The 22,453-nt window shown below is 35.8% G+C and carries 14 protein-coding genes; 1 reads left to right on the forward strand and 13 read right to left on the reverse strand.

Translation table 11 applies throughout. The features are described from left to right. Positions 1-220: 220 nt before the first annotated feature. The 5 genes from Q4566_RS13415 to Q4566_RS13435 are packed head-to-tail and all read right to left on the reverse strand — an operon-like array spanning position 221 to position 7,895. Positions 221-1,699: a sulfatase gene (locus Q4566_RS13415; protein ID WP_303422074.1), complete on the reverse strand. Its 1,479-nt coding sequence runs from the start codon at positions 1,697-1,699 to the stop codon at positions 221-223. Between the two features lie 45 nt (positions 1,700-1,744). Continuing rightward, positions 1,745-3,184, reverse strand: coding sequence for a carbon starvation protein A (locus tag Q4566_RS13420; protein WP_303422077.1), 1,440 nt, complete (start codon positions 3,182-3,184; stop codon positions 1,745-1,747). Between the two features lie 18 nt (positions 3,185-3,202). After that, positions 3,203-4,264, reverse strand: coding sequence for a hypothetical protein (locus Q4566_RS13425; protein WP_303422079.1), 1,062 nt, complete (start codon positions 4,262-4,264; stop codon positions 3,203-3,205). 55 nt (positions 4,265-4,319) lie between these two features. Next, positions 4,320-6,242 (reverse strand): FAD-dependent oxidoreductase, encoded by a 1,923-nt coding sequence (locus Q4566_RS13430; RefSeq protein ID WP_303422082.1) that lies wholly within the window; start codon positions 6,240-6,242, stop codon positions 4,320-4,322. 12 nt (positions 6,243-6,254) lie between these two features. Continuing rightward, on the reverse strand, positions 6,255-7,895 hold the full coding sequence (locus Q4566_RS13435) for a sulfatase (RefSeq protein ID WP_303422085.1): 1,641 nt from the start codon (positions 7,893-7,895) through the stop codon (positions 6,255-6,257). A 137-nt stretch (positions 7,896-8,032) separates the two neighbouring features. Between Q4566_RS13435 and Q4566_RS13440 the strand changes: the two genes are divergently transcribed. After that, a complete protein-coding gene (locus Q4566_RS13440; RefSeq protein ID WP_303422089.1) occupies positions 8,033-9,643 on the forward strand; it encodes a hypothetical protein in 1,611 nt (536 codons plus the stop codon). A 157-nt stretch (positions 9,644-9,800) separates the two neighbouring features. On the opposite strand, the gene Q4566_RS13445 is transcribed toward Q4566_RS13440, so the two are convergent. The 8 genes from Q4566_RS13445 to Q4566_RS13480 form a co-directional block, all read right to left on the reverse strand. Beyond that, on the reverse strand, positions 9,801-10,718 hold the full coding sequence (locus Q4566_RS13445; protein WP_303422092.1) for a family 16 glycosylhydrolase: 918 nt from the start codon (positions 10,716-10,718) through the stop codon (positions 9,801-9,803). A gap of 2 nt (positions 10,719-10,720) precedes the next feature. Beyond that, complete coding sequence (locus Q4566_RS13450) at positions 10,721-13,102, reverse strand: beta-galactosidase (protein WP_303422094.1); 2,382 nt, start codon at positions 13,100-13,102, stop codon at positions 10,721-10,723. 62 nt (positions 13,103-13,164) lie between these two features. Continuing rightward, positions 13,165-14,190 (reverse strand): SMP-30/gluconolactonase/LRE family protein, encoded by a 1,026-nt coding sequence (locus Q4566_RS13455; RefSeq protein WP_303422096.1) that lies wholly within the window; start codon positions 14,188-14,190, stop codon positions 13,165-13,167. Positions 14,191-14,200: 10 nt separating this feature from the next. Further along, positions 14,201-16,051, reverse strand: a complete 1,851-nt coding sequence (locus Q4566_RS13460) for a CRTAC1 family protein (RefSeq protein ID WP_303422099.1) — start codon at positions 16,049-16,051, stop codon at positions 14,201-14,203. 4 nt (positions 16,052-16,055) lie between these two features. Next, positions 16,056-17,693 carry a T9SS type A sorting domain-containing protein gene (locus Q4566_RS13465; RefSeq protein ID WP_303422101.1) on the reverse strand — a complete coding sequence of 546 codons (1,638 nt, stop codon included), beginning with the start codon at positions 17,691-17,693 and terminating at the stop codon, positions 16,056-16,058. A gap of 32 nt (positions 17,694-17,725) precedes the next feature. Then, positions 17,726-19,384, reverse strand: coding sequence for a sulfatase (locus tag Q4566_RS13470; RefSeq protein ID WP_303422104.1), 1,659 nt, complete (start codon positions 19,382-19,384; stop codon positions 17,726-17,728). Positions 19,385-19,617: 233 nt separating this feature from the next. Next, on the reverse strand, positions 19,618-20,364 hold the full coding sequence (locus tag Q4566_RS13475; RefSeq protein ID WP_303422107.1) for an HpcH/HpaI aldolase/citrate lyase family protein: 747 nt from the start codon (positions 20,362-20,364) through the stop codon (positions 19,618-19,620). A gap of 359 nt (positions 20,365-20,723) precedes the next feature. After that, on the reverse strand, positions 20,724-22,253 hold the full coding sequence (locus Q4566_RS13480) for an energy transducer TonB (protein WP_303422110.1): 1,530 nt from the start codon (positions 22,251-22,253) through the stop codon (positions 20,724-20,726). Positions 22,254-22,453 lie beyond the last annotated feature (200 nt).

Raw genomic sequence — 22,453 nt, forward strand, 5'->3', positions numbered from 1 at the left:
TAAAAAAGCTAAAACTCCTTCTTCTTTACAATAATTACTGCTTGATAGTATTTTTTATCTCTTACCTATCATTGAAATGATAAGTCCCTTCAGGTTTTAAAATCTGAAGGGACTATAAAGCAAAAATTTAATTCTCGTCAATATCGCCGTTTTTCAAAATTTTTAAATTGGCTCTCGAACTGACAATTATTTATTATAGTTAAAACATAACAGGTACGTTTTATTCTGAAATTTCAAACGTCGTTAAAAACGCCCCCATATGGTCTTCTTTCCAAACCTTACTCAGGTTTTCAGGATCAAACCATTGTGGCTCTGTATGGGTTTTACTCCAAGCCTCCGCTTTAGAAACCATTTCCTTAAGAACTTTAGGATGTTTAGTTCCTAAATCATGCTTTTCACCAATATCCTTTTTAATATTATAAAGTTTCCATGGCGAGTTATAAGCTTTTGTTGCTTTCCATTCATCTTGTCTTACTCCAACATCTGAAAAGCCACTACGATGACGCATAGAAAATATAGGATCGCCAGCACGTGGGTTTTTACCTGCCACAACATCATCCCAAATATTTTTACTATCTAAATGTTTGCCCTCTGGTATTTTAGCATTTGCTAATCCTGTGAAGGTGGCATAAAAATCAAGTGCAGAAACTGGGTATTCAAAGTGTTTCCCCGAAGGTACTTTATTTGGCCAATGGAAAAACATTGGCACTCTAAAACCACCTTCATAAGTATCCCCTTTTCTACCTTTTAATGGTGCATTATTTGCGCCTTTATCAGGTCTACCTCCATTATCGCTTAAAAAGACTATCAGGGTGTTGTCAAATTGATTGGTTTCTTTTAATGTTTTCACTAATTCGCCCACGCCTCTATCTACGGCATATACCATACCTGCATAGGTACGTCTATTTTTATCTTTTATATTATCAAACACCTTCATGTCTTCTTCTTTGGCTTCCAGAGGCGTATGTGGTGCATTATATGCTAAATAAAGGAAAAACGGTTCCTCTTTTTTTGAAGCTTCTTTTACAAAACGTGAAGCTTCTCGAGATAGGGCATCTGTAATATATTCTGTTTCTTGAACTTCAACGCCATTATGTTCTAATGGTAATAGATAATCCCAAATATTCGTATTTCCTGCTTCAACTAGCCTTTCGTATTTAGGTCGGTATTCACTAGGAAAATAATTATGACCACCTCCTAAAAATCCGTAAAAATCATCAAAACCTCTTTTATTAGGATGAAATTGTGGTTTATCGCCTAAATGCCATTTCCCTATAGCACCAGTATAATAACCAGACTCTTGTAACACCGAACTAAAGAAGGTCTCACTTACGGGAATCCCTTCATCGCCGTAAACTAAACTATTGGCAGGAAGATTAAATTGCGAACCGAATTCGTGAGGATATCTACCGGTCATTATTCCTGCTCTACTTGGGCCACAAAACGCATGAGGCACATAAGCAGATGAGAAAATAGTACCATTATTGGCTAATTTATCCAATTCTGGGGTTATGATGTCTTTTGATCCATTAAAACCTACATCGGCATACCCTAGATCATCGCACAAAACAACAACAATATTTGGTCTTGATTGCGCCGTTTTTTTAGATTCTGTTGGTTGATTTTTTGCACCTAAGCAAGCCCAAAAGATTAAGGCTAATGGTAATAAAAAAGCTAATGAAAGATATCTCTTAATCATAATTAAAAATTTAAGTAATCAAAATTACCAAGTAAAGCATCGCGACTATTGTTCGCGTTTACCTAAAACAAATTCATTTTTACCTTTTGAAAACAAAAACCAAAATGATAATCCTAAAGCAACAATAATACCTAATGTATACGACAATTTATAATCCAACTGCAGTCCTTCTGGAGTAACTAAAATATAAGTGGTTACCACGGCTGTCATAAACGCTGCAGGAATTAATATAAACCAAGTACTTTTATTTTGTTGTTTCACATAAACAGCAATAGCCCAAAGCACCACGGTTGCCAACATTTGATTAGACCACCCAAAATACCTCCAAATAATGGCAAAATCAATTTGCGTTAACCCAATGGCTACTAAAAAAATAGGAACGGTCACCATTAATCTTTTAAAGATACTGGATTGATTGAAGTTACAAGCATCAGCAATGGTTAATCGTGCACTTCTAAAAGCCGTATCACCCGAAGTAATAGGTGCAGCAACCACACCAAAAACGGCAAGAACACCACCAATTTTACCCAATGTAGTGTTACAAATAATATTAACAACCCATGCCGCGTTATGCCCCTCTAGTGCCATAGTTTCACCCAACTTTTCTACGCCACCAAAGAACGCCATAGCCATAGCTGCCCAGATTAATGCGACTATACCTTCAGTAATCATGGCGCCAAAAAAGACTTTTTTTCCTTGGGATTCATTAGAAATACACCGCGCCATTAAGGGAGATTGCGTAGAATGAAAACCTGAAATGGCACCACAGGCAATGGTTATAAAAAGCAGTGGGAACACAGGGTAAATTTCAGGGTTACTGTGCATATTCTTTAAATTCTGAAGCGATAATTCTGGAATTGAATAATCTTGAAATAACAAAGCAAAAAACAGACCTATCGCCATAACCAAGAGCGATAAGCCAAATAACGGATACACTTTCCCAATTAATTTATCAATAGGAATCATGGTTGCTAATAAATAATAAACAAAAATGATGATAACCAAAACTGAAACGCTTACACCTGTAAGCTCATATAATATGGTGGCTGGCCCTTTTACAAAAACAACACCCACCAAAATAAGCAACACAACAGAAAAAACGCGTATAAAATATTTAACACCTGTCCCCAAATATTTCCCAACAATTTCAGGAATACTGTCTCCATTATGCCTTATAGATAACATGCCAGAGAAATAATCGTGCACTGCTCCGGCAAAAATAGAACCAAATACAATCCACAGAAAGGTCACTGGACCCCATAACGCACCGGCAATTGCTCCAAATATAGGGCCTAACCCAGCTATATTTAAAAACTGAATGAGAAATATTTTGCCTAAAGCCAGAGGAACAAAATCTACCCCATCTTGCTTTGAAATGGCTGGTGTTGGCCGGTTAGTATCAATACCAAATTTCTTCTCAATATAGTTTCCATAAACAAAATAACCACCAACTAAAACCACTATACATACTATAAAACTTATCATTGTTGCGTTTTTATTTGGTTATAATTTACCACTATATTTTTGGTTAAAAACTTCTACTTTATGCTTTTGTTCTTCCGTTAAATTTTGATTAAGCAGAAAATAATACGCACGTCGTGCCGTTAAAAAATCTTCATTTAAAATCGGAACAACCGCCGCTGTAATTATTTCAGAATCTGGATTTCTAGTTTGCATTAATTCTAAAAAACCAGAAAACTCCTGATACGTATTGAAATGTTTTAATGCGCTGCTTAAATCATCAAAAAAAGACTTTTCCACGTTAAAACCTATGTTTTGTAACGATTTTAAAGCGGCTATCCTTTCCGCCTCACCCCCATTTACAACTAATCGCTTTGCAAAAGAAAGATATACGTCTTTAGGTGCTGACTGTATATACTCTAGTGATTTTCGTAATAATGTTTTATCATTAGAAATTCTATTCAGTACGGCCTCTACATACACTTTTGAATATATTTTTCTTTTTTGCAGCTCCTCAATTGCCAATAAATAATGTGTGTCACTTTCAAGATTTAGAAACTCCAAAATATGGTCACCGTTAATAGTTTTAGCTGTTATATTTTTCATAACGGAAACTAAATCGCCTTGCGCCCAATGCCATAACGTGAAACAGGTTAAGGCTGCACCTGGAACCGTATCCTTTTCATCCAGCTCTAAAGCCGTAGCTCCCGAAACAGCATCAACTTCTTCAACAGTCTCATCAACAACGGTTAAGACTTCATCCAGCCTGACTTCCCCATAAGGCGATGCCGTATTGGATAAAATAGTATGTAATTTTTTGTAATCTTCAGCTTCAAAAAAATCATCCTCATATTTTTCAAGAGTTTCTCCAGGGTTCAGTTCATATTTTTGATAGGTTCCAATATTGTTCCAATATAACTTAACTGCTACCACTTTGCAAACCTGCTCAAGACATATTACTGATTCTACATTAGTGTGGTAACCTATTGGAAGCCCTGTTTCGTCATGAACTTCAGTAAGCTGCACTGTAATTGGTAATTTTTCTCCAGGATGCTTTACTGAAATAGTGTGAATGATTTCATGTTTCTCATCAAAATCAAACACGTTTTGAAAAAGAAACAAGAAAGGAACTATAAAAAAAACATATATAAAGGTTTTACTAAGCATAACATCTTACCTCAAATAGCTTCACGCTTTCGGCGCCATATGTCTCTGTCATTTTTATCCTGATAGCAGTCACTGATTTACTTTCAAAATTAAACTTAATCAGGCGTGTTCTATTATTATCTATATGACCTAAATTTTGCCATTGACCATTAATACGGCCTTGCAAACTTAAACTTTTCAGCATTTCTTTTGGCACACCATTATAATACAAATCATCATTCCTACTATCTTTACGCATCATTATGTTACGTTTTACATTGGTATCGCACTTAAGCTCTACTTTAGATATCGACTGAGGCGACTCCCATTCCAGTTGAAGTTCAGCGGACAATCCATCCGATTGCCAATGATTAATAGCACCATCAATATCCCTAGACATCCCGTTAGTTAAATTTTTAGCATCTCCTGAAGACGTAGTGGATCCAAAAATCAAATTTGCTTTTCTTGCCAAGTCATTGGCATCATTTGCGGGCCTATTAGGAATAAATGCATCGTCACGAAGTAACATTTCTTGCAACTCATTAATATGAGATTTTGTAACCTCTCTAGGCAAAATATTTTCGCTGTTACAAATGGTTGCTGCCGTTCCCACAGCCTGTCCCTGCAATGCACAGGTGGCCATAATTCTAGACGAAGATAGCGCAATATGAGTTTGACTAACATTACGCCCAGCAAACATTAAATTAGATATATTTTTTGAATATAAGGCTCTAAAAGGAAACTCATAAACATTCTTAAAATGGTAATGAAAATAACTTGGCGGTTCTGATATATTTTCGATACCTCCGGGGTTATGCTCATCTAAGGACCAACCACCAAAAGCCACAGCATCAAAGAAGTGCTTATGCCCTGTCATGTCTTTTTCTGAAACAAAATAATCGCCAATAAAACGACGAGATTCACGTCTACACGGTAGAGAACCTACCCAATCCAACGCTAAATTTTCTGCCTCAGGGAAATTACCAGAGTTTTTAATATAATCCCAAACCCCGTGTAAATACCCCATTAATTTATGTCGATTTTCTTCAAAATCTGCAATAATATCATCGTCGCTTCCAACTTCTATCCACCAAATTCCTTCATGATATCCAGCAAATTTTCTTCTTTTACTAGCGCCTTCATGAGTATATTTTATGGCGTATGATGGTGGAGAATATTTCATAGGTCGCCCCATATCTTTTGAAGACATTAAGAGTGTTGCTCCCATCTGCCAACCATCTGGTTCATCAGGCGCATAGGTTTCATTAAATTCTGCCTTTCCTTCTCTACCCGTTCTGTATTCGGCTCCTGCGGTAGCCGCCAATAAACCATCACCAGAACAATCAATAAAAATAGGCGCATTTATGGTGTACAGCATTTCAGTAGTAGCCTGCCAGCATAAGGCTGACTTTATTTTATCACCATCCATTACTGCTTCAATAGCCTGTGTATTTAGCATCAATGTGATATTGGGTTCTCTCACCACAAAATCATACATCACATGGTCAAAAACTGGGAAAGATTCCTGTTCGTTTTCAAATCTATTATGCAATAATATCTCTTCTATAATACCCGTTTCTCGTTCTGCTTGACCACCAATATCGTTAACCCCATTTAAATGCACACGCATTTCGCTAGACGCATTACCGCCAAGGACTGGTCTGTCTTGAATCAAAACCGTTTTAGACCCATTACGTGCGGCTGCAACAGCTGCACAAATACCTGCCGCACCACCACCAATAACCGCAACATCATATCCAACAGTCTTCTTTCGGTTTGGCATGCCTGTTTTTCCCGTACCCAAATGATACCACTTGTCCTGATCTCTATCGTATACCATGTCTTTAGCGCCAGAACACGAACTCGCAATCATAGGTACAACACCTGCAGCAATAGCTGCTTTAGAACCTTTTTTAAAAAACTCTCTTCTTTTCATCTTCCTAATTTTTTATTGATTTACATGAGGGCGATTGCCCTGCCATCCTTTATTGAATTGAGCCATCAGTTTAGCTACCAATTCTGGATGATTATTTGCTATATTCTTGGTTTCATTTGAGTCTGTACTGTGATCGTACAACTCAATAAACACGGGCTCCTTTTCTAATTCCTCTCTGTCTTTCCATAGAATAAAGCGATACTGCTCGGTTCGCATCGCATAACCCATTAATGTATTTTCAAACATCTCCCTATCCCATGTATCTCCTTGCTGCTTAATAATACGTGCTTCAACCTCTTCCAACAAAGGACCAAAATAGGTTTCCCGCATAGCTGGACGAATAGGATATGCACCCCATTCTCTTAAAGCAGGAGATGGAAACTGACTAAAAACGGCTGTTTTCCAAGGTACATCAGGTTCGTTTATCAAAGGCACAAAACTAGTGCCTTCAACATGTTTTGGAATATCTAAACCTGCTAATTCTGATAAAGTTGGGTACATATCAATTAATTCCACTAAGGCATCGGTTGTTTTCCCTTGACTGCCTTTGGGCATATCTGGTGTCCAAATCATCATGGGGACTCGCGTTGCAATTTCATAATTTGTTGCTTTTCCCCATATACCCATATCACCTAAATGCCAACCATGGTCACTCCACACGATAATTATGGTGTTGTCTCTAATTCCAGCCTCTTCTAGGCCTGATATCATTTTTCCAATTTGGGCATCTACATAACTCACACAGGCTAAATAGGCGTGTTTTAAAGTCTTAGCCAATTCGGCATCAATAGGGCCTTTTTTAGGTATACCGCTCCGAACTCGTAACTCAAAAGATGGGTGCAGCCCCATTTGAGCACCATTAAGAGGCATGGTATCTTGAGCTGTTAATGTAATTTTATCCCTATCATACAAATCCCAATATTTCTTTGGAGCCACCCAATTGAGGTGTGGTTTATTAAAACCTAAGCCTAAGAAAAAGGGGGTATCTCCTTTTGATAGCATGTCTTTCATGGTTGCAATGGCCAATTCGGTATTATACCCATCACTATAGGTATTATCAGGCACATCGGCACTTTCATAAGCTTGCCCCATGGCTAAGCCATATTTGGCCACATCACCATATTTGGCAATCATATCCTTACGAGTTTCAGCACGTTCTTTAATGTTCTTTTCTAAAGCAAAACCAACAGGAGATTTTATTCCTTTTGAAGTCATACTGTCTATAGCAGGTAATCTGCTCCATGATTTTTCATCATCTAAATCGCCGTGATGAAAAATTTTCCCAGTATAAACTGTTTCATAACCATTATTCTTAAAATGTTGTGGCAGTGTCACCACATCGGGGTTAACATCTCTAAATTTTATATAATTATGAAAAACCCCACTAGTCTCTGGTCGGATACCTGTTAATAAACTCGCCCTACTTGGTCCGCAAATAGCTTGTTGGCAATAAGCATTTTGAAACAATATCCCTTGACTTGCTAACTTATCTAAATTCGGACTGATAGCTATATCAGAACCATAACAACCTAATTCTGGACGTAAGTCATCTATACCTATAAATAGTATGTTTGGCTTTGAAGGGGTTACATTTGATTTATGTTCACAACTACAAAAAGTAATTATAAAAATCAACAAGATAAGTGGTTTCATTTAAAATTTAATTTAGTATACCAAACATACAATCAAAAGGTAATTAACACACAAAAAACACCATTACAAAAACTTAATATCGATTAATTTCACTAAATTTACAACTTAACAAACAACAAAAAATAAATCATAACAACTTGTTAATATTCAAGAAACTAACCCTTAAATACAACTTAAAAACATTTATTATAATACTTAATTTAAGTATTACAACACTATTACATGGACAACAATTTAAAACATATTATGACTTTGGGATCATACAAAAAAACACAGATTTAGACTCCGTTACAGTCATTTTAAACAACGTAAAAAAAGAAGCTAAAGTCACAAACAACAAACATAAGTTAATCCATTATTTAATCACCAAAAGTGCTTATGGACGATTTACGCTTAATTATGACGATACTTTTAAAAATGCTGGTGAGGCTTTATTTTTGTCTGAAGAAATAAGAGACACTCTTTTAATAGCCAAAGCTCACGAAGAACTAGGTGTTTTAAGTTATATGTTTAAGCAAGATGCCGAAGCAGGGTTCAACTTTAAAAAAGCAAATAAATTTTACAATGTTGCTTTTAATCAAGGAACATGTAGCACATTAGACGTATTAAGATCTTATTATAATTTAATAATGTATAACCAACGCATTAGTGATGACAGAAGACTTAAAATACTTATAGACACATGTGATTCCATAGCGAAGGAAGTAAATAAATTTGATGTTTATCAAATTTATTTAGATGAAAAACGTGCAAGTATTGAAGAGCGCAATAACAATTACCATACTGCTTTAGGGCTTCTTCAAAACTCGGTTTCAAAAATTCAAAATTTAAAGCCCAAAGCATACCATTTTCACAAAAATTTTTTAACTATACTTTATGCAAGAATTGGGAGTATTTACTTAAAGAAAAACAACCCTGAATTAGCTAAACAATATTTTGAAAAATCACTAAATGCACCGGATTACTTTAACGAAGCAACCTTTTACAGGGCTTTTATTAATACGCAATACGCCGAAGTTTTATTTAACCAAGAACATTATAACGAAGCTTATAAAAAGCTTAAAGAAGCTAGCTTAATTAATGATCAGTATTTAAACCCTAGAAATGATAATAATGCTGGTTTTTTAACCGTTAAAGACCAATACAAAGAACAAATTGATGCAAAAAACAAACAAATTAATACTCAGAAAATAGCGTTAGCCAAAAGAACACAAGAAGCTTTACAATCAAAGGTTTTATTATTCATAGTGCTTTTTGTAAGCGTCATAATAGGATTGATTATTAGGTCGAGAATAAAGCAACAAAAACATCAAAAAATTGAAAGAAGCTCACAAGATCTAATTGATATTAAAAATAAAGAACTCACTACAAGCACACTTCAGCTTATTGAAAAAGAAGAAATCATCAATAAACTCAGCAATTATATTAAAAACAATGATAAAAGCGCTAGTTCAAAACCTTTAATTAAATCAATTGAAAATCAGTCGGAAAGCTTATGGGATGCTTTTAATAAACGTTTTGTGTCTCAAAATATTGGTTTTTATGAACGCTTACAAGAAAAAGTGCCCAATTTAAGTGCAGCAGACCTTAAAATATGTGCGTTAATAAAATTAAATTTTACTGGAAAAGAAATGTCTTATTTATTAGGCATTTCCTTAGGAAGTGTACATGTAGCACGTCATAGACTGAGAAAAAAAATGAAGCTAAAGAGAAATATAAACTTAACCAACTTTATAAATTCAATTTAATATTTGCAATTACTTCAAATCTAAAATTGTAAAGTTTACATTTTTTAGAATAGTGTCATCTTTAGTACTGTTAAAATTTGTGCGCTAACTAAACTGTTTATGGCAACTACGATAATTAGGCTGGAAAACACTTTTTTCACAACCTTAGATGATACTATTATTTCTTTTTCCAAATCCTAATATAATCCACAAACATAGTGGTTGGCATGCCTTCCAGTTGTTTTTTTGCCTCTTCATCTTCTAAAGGGTTTACGGCTCGATTGGCGTTATCGAAAAACTTTACAAAGGGACGTCTTAAACCGAGGGACGCCGTGACATGCATTGGCCTGTACCAATCTGTATTTGGTTTTCGGGCTATTTCCACACCATCAACATACCATATAATTTCATTTTCATTCACTTCGCAACCGTACACATGATAATTTTGGCTTGGATCATCATTAAGTCTATACTTATTCAATTGTGTTTCTTCATGCTGTTTTGGGCGAAACCACACATCTTTTCCGTCAATCTTTTTAACAAGATGCAGGTTATGGTCGGTATCCCTTATGTCATCTTGGTGCCCATCAAACCAATCGAACTGTTGCAGCTCCACCACATCAATTTCACAATACACCGTTTTACCTTCCGCAACGGTTCTATCAAAATCACTGTACAACCAAAACGAAGGACAAACGCCATAGCCGTTTTTTGGTCCGGGTACATCGATTACTGCCCCTTTAATTCTGGCTTCGACATACCCTGTAGTAAATGTGCCTTTAGATTTTAAAATACCCGATTTAAAATATGTTCCATTATCGGATAAGTTGTTTTCATTATGACGCATAGTTAATTCTGCTACGCCATTGTTAATGTTAACATTCGATTCATTATTCCACTTCCAACCGGTAGTATTAGGTAAAGCATTTGATTTATACCATTTATTCCAATCTACTTTATCACTATCAAATTCATCTGATAAATCATCTACTAGTTGCCATTTACTATCAGGTTTTGAAGACACTGTAGGGTTCTGCCCCTGTATCAAACAAATAGGCAACAAAATAAAGGTAAATATAAAAGCGACTCTGTTCATACTTATTTAATTTCAAGCAGCAGCACTTCTTCTGAAGCTAAGTTAAACTCCGATTCAACAGGGTTCGATGTCATTAAATTTTTGATACTAATTGGCGCTCCCGATTTTAAAGACACTTTAATTTTAGCTGTATTGTGCCCAACATTCAATAAGTTCACCAAATACGAACCATCTTTTTGTTCTACCACTCGCGAAATGGTGGTTTTAAAATCTTGTCCGTTATCGGACTCTACAATAACATCTGGCATTAAATTACTGACTTCAGCTAATCCAATTTCTTTTATTTCCGACAAACTTGCATTTTCTAAAACAATTAATTTCCCGTTTTCTGCTGCTAGTTTTTGGCTACGTTTCTTACCATATTCGTTCATAGAAAGGCTTTCCTTTGCATCTAAAATAACGGTACCACCTTGGTTTAAAAATTGTTGCAAAGCGTTGAATTCGGCATCTGTTACGAATTTAGTTTTATACACCATTACGGTATTCCAAGTGTTATTATCTTGTTTTTCGATAATATTTTTGGTTACAAACCCTAATGGTAATCCTTCAAAAAACAGCGATTTGTACAATTTACCTGTTTGCGTCATATAATTAGGGGTATTAATAGCTGACGTTTCAGAATAAAACAAACGTAGTGGACGTGGTTGTTTACGTAGTTCTATGATTTCTTCTGAAAACGAATTCAAATCATACATGACTTGAGTTACTTCATTTGAAACATGAGGTTGCATATTGTTTGAACCTGCAAAAGCACCTCCTAAACCAGGATCGAAGAAATCTAAATCGCCTTCTAACCTATCCTCTGGAGAACCGTCTGGATCGCGTGCCCAAAACCACCCCATATTGGCATCCATGCCCATTAATGTTGCCAACCAATACACATTTCGCACATAGCTGGTTCTGGTATCTAAATCGCGCCACATTCCTGAAGACAGAAAATGAGATTCTGAATTTATATTAATTTTATTTGGACCTACCGATTCTAAAAAGTCGTGTAAAATAGCCATTCCATCCCACTTGTAGGCGTAATTTTTGTGCCAATCTGAATTGATATGCGGGCGAATACTCGGGCTCCCCAGAGCTTTAGCATCGTGCCCTATCATAGTCGTTAATTCGGTTAAGGCTTCAAAATCCATTCCGTGTGAACGCGAATCTTCATAAAATGTTCGAGGGAATAATTTAATATGAGTATCGGCATCTGGATTTACAGCATGCAATTCGTCTTGCATAAACTTAAACCACGATGTACTTCTGTGCATATTGTAACGACACCAATCAAACCATACCGGTTGGCCTTGTAATGCCGAATCGATAGGAACTTCTATTTCAATGCTATTGAAATTAGCAAATGAGGTATCCCAATTCGCATTTAGTGCGGTAATGTTATTATTATATTTTTCCTTTAACCAGCTTCTAAAATTATTTAAAGTATATTTTGAAATACCATTCATTTCTTTATAACGGTACGTCCAGTGGTCCTTTTCAGAATACCAGTGCGGCTCGTTGGCAAAAACAAAGCCTAATTCGGTCACTTTTTTTCCTTTGGTTAATTCACCTGTTTTACGGATTATTTTCCCCCATAAATCTCTTGCAACTGGATTATCGATATCGAAACCTGTAAATAAAGAACGGCCTTTTCTAATTTCTGGTTCTTGCTTTTCTACCCATTCTGGAATCCCCATAGACCAATAGTATAAAAAGCCAATATTGGTGTCTGGAATTTCTGTTAATTCTTTCAATAACTCTTCATCGAAGGTACCATCCTCTTTTAATAAAAAGGAGTTTATAGCACGATCGTGGTCTACCGGGTATAAGTTTTCTCCACCATGGTAAAGCGCTCCAAGGTGGTCATTATAAACCTGCGTGTTAGTTAAGGGTTGTCCAACTGTTTTAGAGAAATAATCGTATGGAAACGATGGTTTACCGTTACTTACAATCATATTATCGCTTGTTTTGGCATTTTGCCAATCGACTTTATGTACTGGACGACGCTTAATTTCGCCATTAAGTTCTTTATTTAAATCTGCAATACTTTTATCTAAAATCTGAATAACCTTTTCACGTTCAAAATCTGGTAATGCTTTAGCCAGAGAATCCTTATCTTCAGCATAAAAGCGCTCATACCCAAATGTTTTTGAAACAGCTTCTTGATTGTTTTCATCCCAATTGGCGAATTTTAAAAATTCGTTTGCAAACCATAGTGTAGTTTCTTCTCGAGTAACATCTATAGATTTGGCTTTGGCTTTATCCATAAGTCCTTCTAGGGTTTCAATTTTAGATAAAGCGTCTTGTTCGAGTGTTTTTTTCGACTCACAAGACCACATACTTGCCACTAGAAACATGCCAATAGTTAGATTTAAGAAATTAGATTTTAAAATATCCATGTTTGCAAAATTTTATTAGTATTTATATTTTGAATGTTTTTATTAAATTTAGAATTGGTACATTATTCTTTTAAATCTATAAATGAAATGGTGTACGGTTTGCCGTGTTTAGAATTTTTCATGCCTTTTGCTACCATTAAATCGAAATTTGAGATTATTAGTTTACCGTTATAAACAATAACATCTGCTGGTTGATCTAAACCACCATCTGCCCCGTTGTTATCTGGATACTGCGCTAAAAGTTTTACATTTTGATTGGTATCTATTTTAAAAATTTGGTTTTGCGAAAAACCCGCAACATATAAATTACCTTCAGCGTCTATATTAATGCCGTCTGGAGCTGAGTTTATTGGAAGTTTTACGTAAACGGATTCGTTTTCAACTTTTCCATCGGCATTTAAAGTCAGTTTATAAATAGTAGCATCCCCTAAATTTCCAACAAACAGGTCACCTTTTTTATTAAAAACCAATCCATCTAGTCCCACTTGACGATTTGTATTTTGAGTTGTCGATGTGTAAATTAAGTTAGTATCCTTAGTATCATTATTCACTTTTATATCACGGTCGGTTGTTTTAAAACGGTACACCGCGCCAACTACTTTATCTGTTTTAAGCTTTGGCAAATTGGTTTGTGTAATATAAACATGTCCTTTATGATAACGAATTCCATTTATTGAATAGAAACCATAAGCCACAATTTCGGTAGACATTAATTTGTTACCATTGAAAGTCATCCTTAAAATCCTTCCTTTATTTGTTTGGTTATCGCAAACATAGAGTACGCCTTCATCATCGTAGGCAATGCCCATAGGTTTAGACATACCAGAAGCTGCTAACACCGGTGTCTCCACTAATTTTGTAACCGTGCCATCTTTAGAAATACGCATTAAAACTCCTGGTTTTGTTTTGTCGGCATAATTAGGACAAGATAAGGTTAAACTACCGTCTGGTGCCACATCAAAAGCATCTGGTGTTGGACAACTGTCTGGTAATTCCGTAAATAGTTTTGCGGTTAACAGCATATTATCTTGTGCCGAACATGTTAAAGTTATACAAACAATAAACAGTATGGATTGAATCTTTCTCATTTTATTCATATTATTTTGTGTGGTATGTTTTATTAATTTCAGATATATTTAACTTTAAAGTTTCCCCATTACTCCAGGTAACCTCAGCTTTATCAATGGTTTTATTTTTGCCCAAACCGATATGTAAATAAGTATTTAACCCTTGTGAATATGATGATGAGGTAGCTCCTACTACACGTTTATACACCTTACCGTTAACCGTTAATTGCAAAACCGCACCAATAGCTGAAGTTTTACCCGAAGGCGAACTTCCCACATGAACCACCACAAAATTATTACTGGAATTAAGCGCGTTGGTAAACAAATGCCATCGGCCACGTTCATTGGCGTAAATAATGTCTAAATCACCATCTTTATCATAATCAAAAGCTTCGGCTCCCATACCCGTACTACCACGTTCTTGTCTAACAATACCATGATTTTTTGAAAGTTGAAATCCTTTACCTTCATTATTTAAATACAAGAATTGCTCAATAATAGATGCCGATTTTCCATAACGTGCCACAAAAAGATCTGACCAGCCATCGTTATTGAAATCGCCTACTGCCGAGCTTGTGGTTTGTTCGTTTATATGAATACCGAATTGTGATGTTACCTCTACAAATTTTCCGTTTTTATTTTCTAATAATTTGGCAGGTAGTGCTCTCAATTCTATGGTTTCAGGTTTTTCAATGACATTGTGAATTACACCGGTTGTTGGGGCATTTGTATAGCCACCAATACGCCAATAACCATCACCTAAATAACCAATATATAACCCTTTTTTAGAAGTGTCTTCAGGCCAACCTTGAGCCTCTTTGGCTGTTAGTGTTAAATCATGATGCCCATGTTGGTCTTCTGTACGTTTAAACAGCTTTTTTTTGGCTCCAATAAACACATCAAAATGTGGGTATGCCATTTGAAGGTTTTCCATTTTAAAATCGCCTTTAACTTTTATACTATCATGCATAAATGGTTTCCTTCTATCGAGAAAGTAAAAGGTTTTATCTGTTTTATTATAATCTGCTTCAGAATCAAACGGATGCTTTGCTCGGGTTAGAAACAAATCGAAATCACCATCATTATCGAAATCTATTTCAGAAATACTACTCACCAAATTGGTTTTAGAAATATCGCCTAAAACCGTATTTGTAACATCTGAAAAACCAAAATCCTTATTGCCTTGAACGGCTATAACTTTACTTCCGCCATAAAACAAGAAATCTTTAATATTATCATTATTAAAATCTGTTATGGTGGTTCTCATATTAAATCTATCAGCATAAGGCAATAAATCTTCAAACGAAAAATCTTGTGCGTCGTCTCTTTTGTATAAAAAATGGGCTCTTTCGTATTTACCTTGAGCAGGAAAGGCTGATAAAATTAAATCTAACTTGCTATTATTATTAGCATCAAAAAATTTAACTGCACGACCACGACTAGCTTCAAAATGTTTAAATTCTGTTTCTTTGGAAATGGTTCTGTCAAGATTTATCGTGTAAGCTCTTAATTTTCTCGGGTTCTTGCCATCACCTCCTCCGGGTTGGACCAAAACTTCTAATAGGCCGTCTTGGTTATAATCGCCCACCGTCATGCCATGAGTATCCCCAAAAATGAATGGTTCACCACGCTCAAATTTCCCTTCGTTATTCCAATACAATTCTACTCTACGAGAGTGTTCTATTAAGAGTAAATCCATCCAACCATCTTGATCTAAATCGGCTATAACGGCGTTGTCAAATTTTCTACGCGAGCGTTCTTCAAATTGAACCACCTCTGTATTTTCAGAAAAGGATAAATCTTTATTATTCTGTGCTATTCCCGCAAAACAAAACAGGCACAAAACAAAAGACAAGCTATATGTATTAATTGTTTTATTCATGGCTTTATTTAATTACAACTTTTGTTGATGCTGACGTATTAGCAGATTGGATTCTAAATAGGTACACGCCTGGTGCTAACTTTAAATCTTCTACACTTGTAGTAAGCGTTTGTTTTTCGAAAGTTTTCACCAGTGCTCCAGCCATATCAAACACTTGCACAACGCCGTTTAAAGGTGATTTTATATTTATGGTGTTTTTTGTTGGATTAGGATAAATTGAAAAATCAACAGCATTTACTTTTGCCGTACTTAAAGTGTTATCAAATAAGATATCGTCAATATAAAACAAGGCTTGCGAACCGGTTACTTTATCAGATTGTAACATTAACCTTATTCTATCCCCGTTTTCAATACTTGGATTCGAAGCTGCACTTCTACTGAACGTTTTAGACACTTCTACCCACTGTCCCTTTTGCACACCAGAAACATCAATATTAATAGCAGCCGACGGGTTTTCCAAAACCATTCTGAGCTCACTAATAGACGTACTAGGGTCTATCCAAATTTTAAAACTTACCCGATTACTACCAGCAGGCAAACTTAATGAGCCATAAGGCGTAAAGGTTGTGTAGTTACCCGAAAACGTCCCTGAATGTTGAAATCTTATACTAAAATCGCCCGATGCCGGTTTTTCATTTTTTATACGCCATTCCGCTGTTGGTGAGTTCCACCAAGCTTGACTTCTGCCTTGAAAATAGAAAGGTCCCTCGAAACCCAAAGCATTAAAACTTGGGCCGTTAATTTCCTTTTGCCATATTCTAACATAGTCTATTTTATACTCCGCAGGAGAAGACAAATCAGCTTGAGATGGTAGTCCGTACCAAGAAAACACTTCAGAATCAAACCACAGTTCCTGAGGTGCATCATGCCTCCATTGATCATTAGCTTCTAGTTCTTGTCTCGTAACGTGTCTTAACAAAACTCCATCTAGATAAGTTTTTATATAATCTTTGTCCCACTCAAAACCATATACATGATAATCTTCTGCTAATCGAATGCCCATATCATTATCTACCTTCCAATTTTCATGATTTGCCGGAATATCTGGATCCCAATTAATCAAATTAGTTCTCTGTTTTCTTTCAATTGAGGCATTTGTACCCTGGGGGTTTCCTATCGGGCGCTTCCCATAGTTTTCAACCATATCTATTTCGGAATGGTAACCGGTTGTCCAAAAAGCCGAAGTTACTGGCGCATCGGCTATTCTTGCCCTAATTTCCATATAACCATACTTAAAAAATGTTTCGCTCATGACACAGGCCTGGGTAATAGGCTTACTATTATCTGCATTAGTTGAAGTACCTCCATAATACGTACCATCCTGTTTCGCATTGGCAAATGTGTAACTAGGCTCCCATTGACTTGTTAAAACTAAATCTCCGCCCTCTACTTTTACATTATGAGGAACAAATTGACCAGGAGCTCTTCCTTTCCACTTGCTTCTATAATCGCCATGCTCTCCAAGAATCCACCACTTAGTTTTATCTAATTCCCCTCCGTTAAACTCATCACTAATGGTCGTATTTAAAACCCAACCATCTGTATTTGACGGGTCTGTAAAAGGGTTTTGCCCCAGTATTTTAGTTGTAGTAAGCACCAAAATAAGTACAGTAACAACCTTCAATATTTCTTTATTATACATCTTCTAATTTTTAATTATCAACAATCGTTTTCTTAAGACGACACTTTGGGTAGGTTTCCCTGCCAACCTTTATTAAATTGTGCTAGCAACGCTTTTACAAGCTCCGGATTATCATCTGCTATATTTTTGGTTTCACTTGGATCTGTTTTATGGTCGTACAGCTCATAAAACAAAGGTTCGCTATCCGGCTTTGTATAGTCTTTCCAAACAATAAATCTATAGCGTGCCGTACGCATAGCATAGCCCATAACTTTGTTTTCAAACAAATCTCTATCCCATTTATCGCCCATTTGTTTTTTTATACGGCCTTCCACCTCTTCTATTAATGGCCCAAAATAGGTTTCTCGCATTCCCTCTGACAATGGATTTGCAGCCCACTCTCTCAATGCCGGGTTAGGAAACTGGCTAAAAACAGCTTCTTTCCATGGGTTTTCTGGGTTTTCTAGAAGTGGTACAAAACTATAGCCTTCTAAATGCTCTGGCTTATCCAAGCCTGCAAGCTCTGCAAGTGTTGGGTACATATCAACCAATTCTACTAAGGCATCCGTTTTTTTGCCTCTGTTTTCGTCTGGCATATCTGGAGTCCAAATAACCAACGGTACGCGTGTTGCTATTTCATAATTGGTCGCTTTTCCCCAGATACCCATATCACCTAGATGCCAACCATGGTCACTCCATAAAATGATAATGGTATTCTCTCGAAGACCTGCTTCATCCAAAGCATCAATCATTTTACCAATTTGAGCATCAACATAACTAACACAGGCCAGATAAGCATGTTTAAGAGTAATGGCCATTTCATCATCAATAGGGCCTTTTTTAGGAATACCATATCGGGCTCTTAATTCGAATGATGGGTGTAACCCCATGGAAGCGCCATTCTCAGGTCCCTGCTTTTGTGCTGCTAATTTAATTTTAGAAGGGTCATACATATCCCAGTACTTCGTTGGTGCCAACCATTCTAAATGTGGTTTTTTCATACCCATACCTAGAAAAAACGGCTTTTCTGGGTCCTTTTCTAGCATATCTTTTAGCGTTGCTATTGCTAATTCAGCATTATAACCATCTTCATAAAAATAATCTGGAACATCGGCTTTTTCATAGGCAGGCCCTTTACCCAACCCATTTCTAGGAGCATTAGGACCATATTTTGCAATGACCTCTTCTTGGCTTTTTTTAGCATAAGCCTGATTCTCAGGAAGTGCGTACCCTCCTGGAGTTTTACTTTTTTCTACTGTCATTTTATCATAGGCAGGTTCTCTACTCCATGACAATTCTTTATCAGACCAAGCTGGCTTATGAAATATTTTACCCGTATGCACGGTTTCATAACCATTATTTTTGAAGTGCTGCGCTAGCGTAACAATATCTGGATTGGCCTCTCTAAAATATGTGAAGTTTTCAATAACATTGATTGACTCAGGCCTTGCACCAGTCATTAAACTAGCTCTTGAAGGGCTGCATATAGGTTCTTGACAATAGGCCCTATTAAACAACAAGCCATTTGAAGCCAACTTATCAATATTAGGCGTCAGTGCTATATCAGAACCATACGCACCAATTTCTGGTCGTAAATCATCAACAGCAAGAAACAAAATATTTGGTTGTTTTTTTATTTCTTCTTTTTGTTCCTCTTTCGATTTGCAGCCTACAAAAATGGCCAATAGAATAAGTATCTTAAGTAATTTCATTACTATTATAGGTTTAATTAAAATGTATTTGACCACCAATGCCAAATTGTTAATCAAATTAAATGAATTTAACAAAATTCATATTAATATAATTTACCTAATCACAATCGAATTTTACCCAAACTATATCTTGCCTTTTAAATTACAATGGGTTTTATTCTAAAAAAATACGATTAGGGGAATTTCACCCCATCTAACAAGCGAAGTAGTAAACAATAAATACGATAAGTAATTTAGGCGTTAACCTTATCCACAATGGTTTTACAAGCATCATAATATATGCCTACATCAACGGCATAGGCAATATATTTTACACCTAAATCAATCCATTGTTTTGCTGACTCTGGACTTTCTACAAATGTACCTACGACTTTACCGAGAGAGGCCGCCTTATCTACAATTTCTTTCATTTGAGAAATCACTTTCGGGTGATCAACTTGACCTGGTACGCCACATGATTGCGACATATCATAAGGCCCAATAAAAATAATATCTACCCCATCTACTTTAAGTATTTCATCAATATTTTTGAAAGCTATATTCCCTTCTATATGTATGATTACACCTGTAGCCTTATTGGCATGTCCAAAGTACTGTTCTTTAGGCATAGCTACATAGTCTGCAGCTCTCACATAACGACAAACACCTCGCGCCCCTTCTGGATAAAATTTTGCCGCTTTTACCACCCGCCTAGCATCTTCGGCTGTTTCTATTTGTGGTACTTGCACATAATCTGCCCCTATATCCAAGGCTTTAGAAATCACATTCTCGTTAATTTCAGGCACACGTATTACTGGTATAATATTTTTAGCTTGTGCTGCCCTAACATGACCTTGTATCGTTTCTATACTATTTGGGCCATGTTCTAAATCTAAGATAACAAAGTCGAAGCCGGAAAAAGCAGCTATTTCAACTAAAGCAGGGTCACTCACTTTCATGAATGGTCCCACAACAAATTTTTTCTTTTCAAAGAAACTCATATTCAAGTGTATTATTATATTTATTTTGTTACCCCTAACATAATAACTAGGATAGCTTTATTTCTTAGCTATAATGAACAAAATTTCATATGACAAACTAAATGAATATATCAAGCTCTGTGCTATTTAAAATTACCATGTCACAATCGAATATTACCCCAATATTTTATTATCTAATACGGCCCTATTAAAGAAACCTGAGCACTGTGTTAATATAGCTAAAGACAAGACTTGATGACGCGTAGGACATTAAAAACAAACTTTATTAAGCTGAGCATCTAGATGAGACAGGTCACAAAGACGAATGCCACCTCTTCTCTTTTTTATCTTGGGGAGTAGTTAGTCATTCGTGAGTGAACTTACATTCCTTTTCGAAGGCCTTTAAAAGGATCCTCCTCAGGTTTATTAGGCTCAATTTCCAATACGACGGGCAATGAAAATGGCACACTTACAGGTTTTCCATCCAATAACCCAGGAGAAATCGCTTTAGGCATTTCTTTTAGTATAGTTTCTACTTCACTTGATAAAAAGGGATTTGGAGATTGGATTTTAACACCTACAATGTCTCCTTTGGCATTCACTTTAAATCGACTTAAAATCCTAATGGTACCCGTGAGTTTTGTTTTTTTCCCGAGATCAACATCAAACTTTCTCTGAATTTCACCAGCAACCTGCGCATATAAACATTCCGTAAGGTCTGTATACTTTTTAGATTTTTGGCAACCAGCAAATACTGGTGGTCTTCCTACTGACGGTTTATTACTACACTCAAAAGTTTTTATGCCGTTTATATTTGAAATGAGGTGTATAGAATAGCGATTTAGAACATCTGGCGATTCAATATTTAATGCTTCCTCGGGGAATTTTTTAAACGCACGAACTAATTTATCATTGATGTCTTCATTTCTAAAAACGGTAGTTGATATGTTTATCGGTCTATTTTTCTTATCGAGGTTAAATGTTAAAAAAACAGCTTTTTGGTGTACATGCTTTAAAATATAGTCAAGCTCCTCTTTACCCAAATACTTTTTAAAGTGCATTGCAAACTTATTAGTGCTACTTAAACCGAACTCCGATTGATTATCCTCAATAACATCGTCGGTATATGATCCGCCAATATCATCAACTTCCAAAACAGCTCTATAATTATGGAATAACACGGTTGGGTTACCATTTCGCGTGGGTGGATGGATAGCTTGTGGAAACGATCTCATCATATTCCGAAGCGTCAGGTTTAAAGTATCAGATGCCGTTTTAAATGTAGAATAACGTACTTGGCCTTTCTCGTCGAAAACAATATTGGGTTTCAGGTTTATGACACCTATTAACTTGGCATTTTTAATATCTTTTGCAGTGATATGTTTTACAACATGGTCTTCAACTTTTTTGCCTATGCAAGCTGCCATTTTAAAATAGGAAGGAACGGATTCACAGCCTTCAAAAACAGGAAATCGATCTACAACAGCATTTTGGCTGCAATTTAAAATAGCTTTTCCATCTTGCCATGACGTTAACTGAAGTGAATACATATTTAAAGCATTTAGGTCTTCTATGTTTAATTTATTTATATCGTATTTTTTAAATGCTTCAACAAATTGTTGGGACAATTCGGAATATATCGCGGTGGTTCTAATATATTTCACTTTTCCGTCTTCTATCCGAAAAGTTAAAAACAAACGTTTTCGGTAGTCCTCTTTATAATTAATTTTTACTTTTTCGAGGAGACTTAAATCTATGTGTTTTTTGAAGAAAGTAGTTAAATCACTATTGGGACTTGGTTCTGCATAGTAATCAAATTCATCATATTTATCTTTAAAATTTGTAACTTTTGGTTGTGCAAATCCGAAACAAAAAAACAGAAATAAAGTGATGCTGAGGCTTGTTTTCATAGTTAGTCTATATTCTATTATTTAAAGGCTTTAAATGAAACGCTGTCTATTGAAATCGGACACGTTACAAATGAGCATTATCGCTTTCGTGATTTATAATTTCTATTGATAATCCAAAAACATAAAAAGCTATATTTTTTCACTGTTGATTTCATGTCTAGTTCTAGTTACAAATGAATGATAGTAAAGGGAATAGTAAC

The sequence above is a fragment of the Tamlana sp. 2_MG-2023 genome, from assembly GCF_030548465.1.
In the GTDB taxonomy this organism is placed as follows: Bacteria; Bacteroidota; Bacteroidia; order Flavobacteriales; family Flavobacteriaceae; genus Pseudotamlana.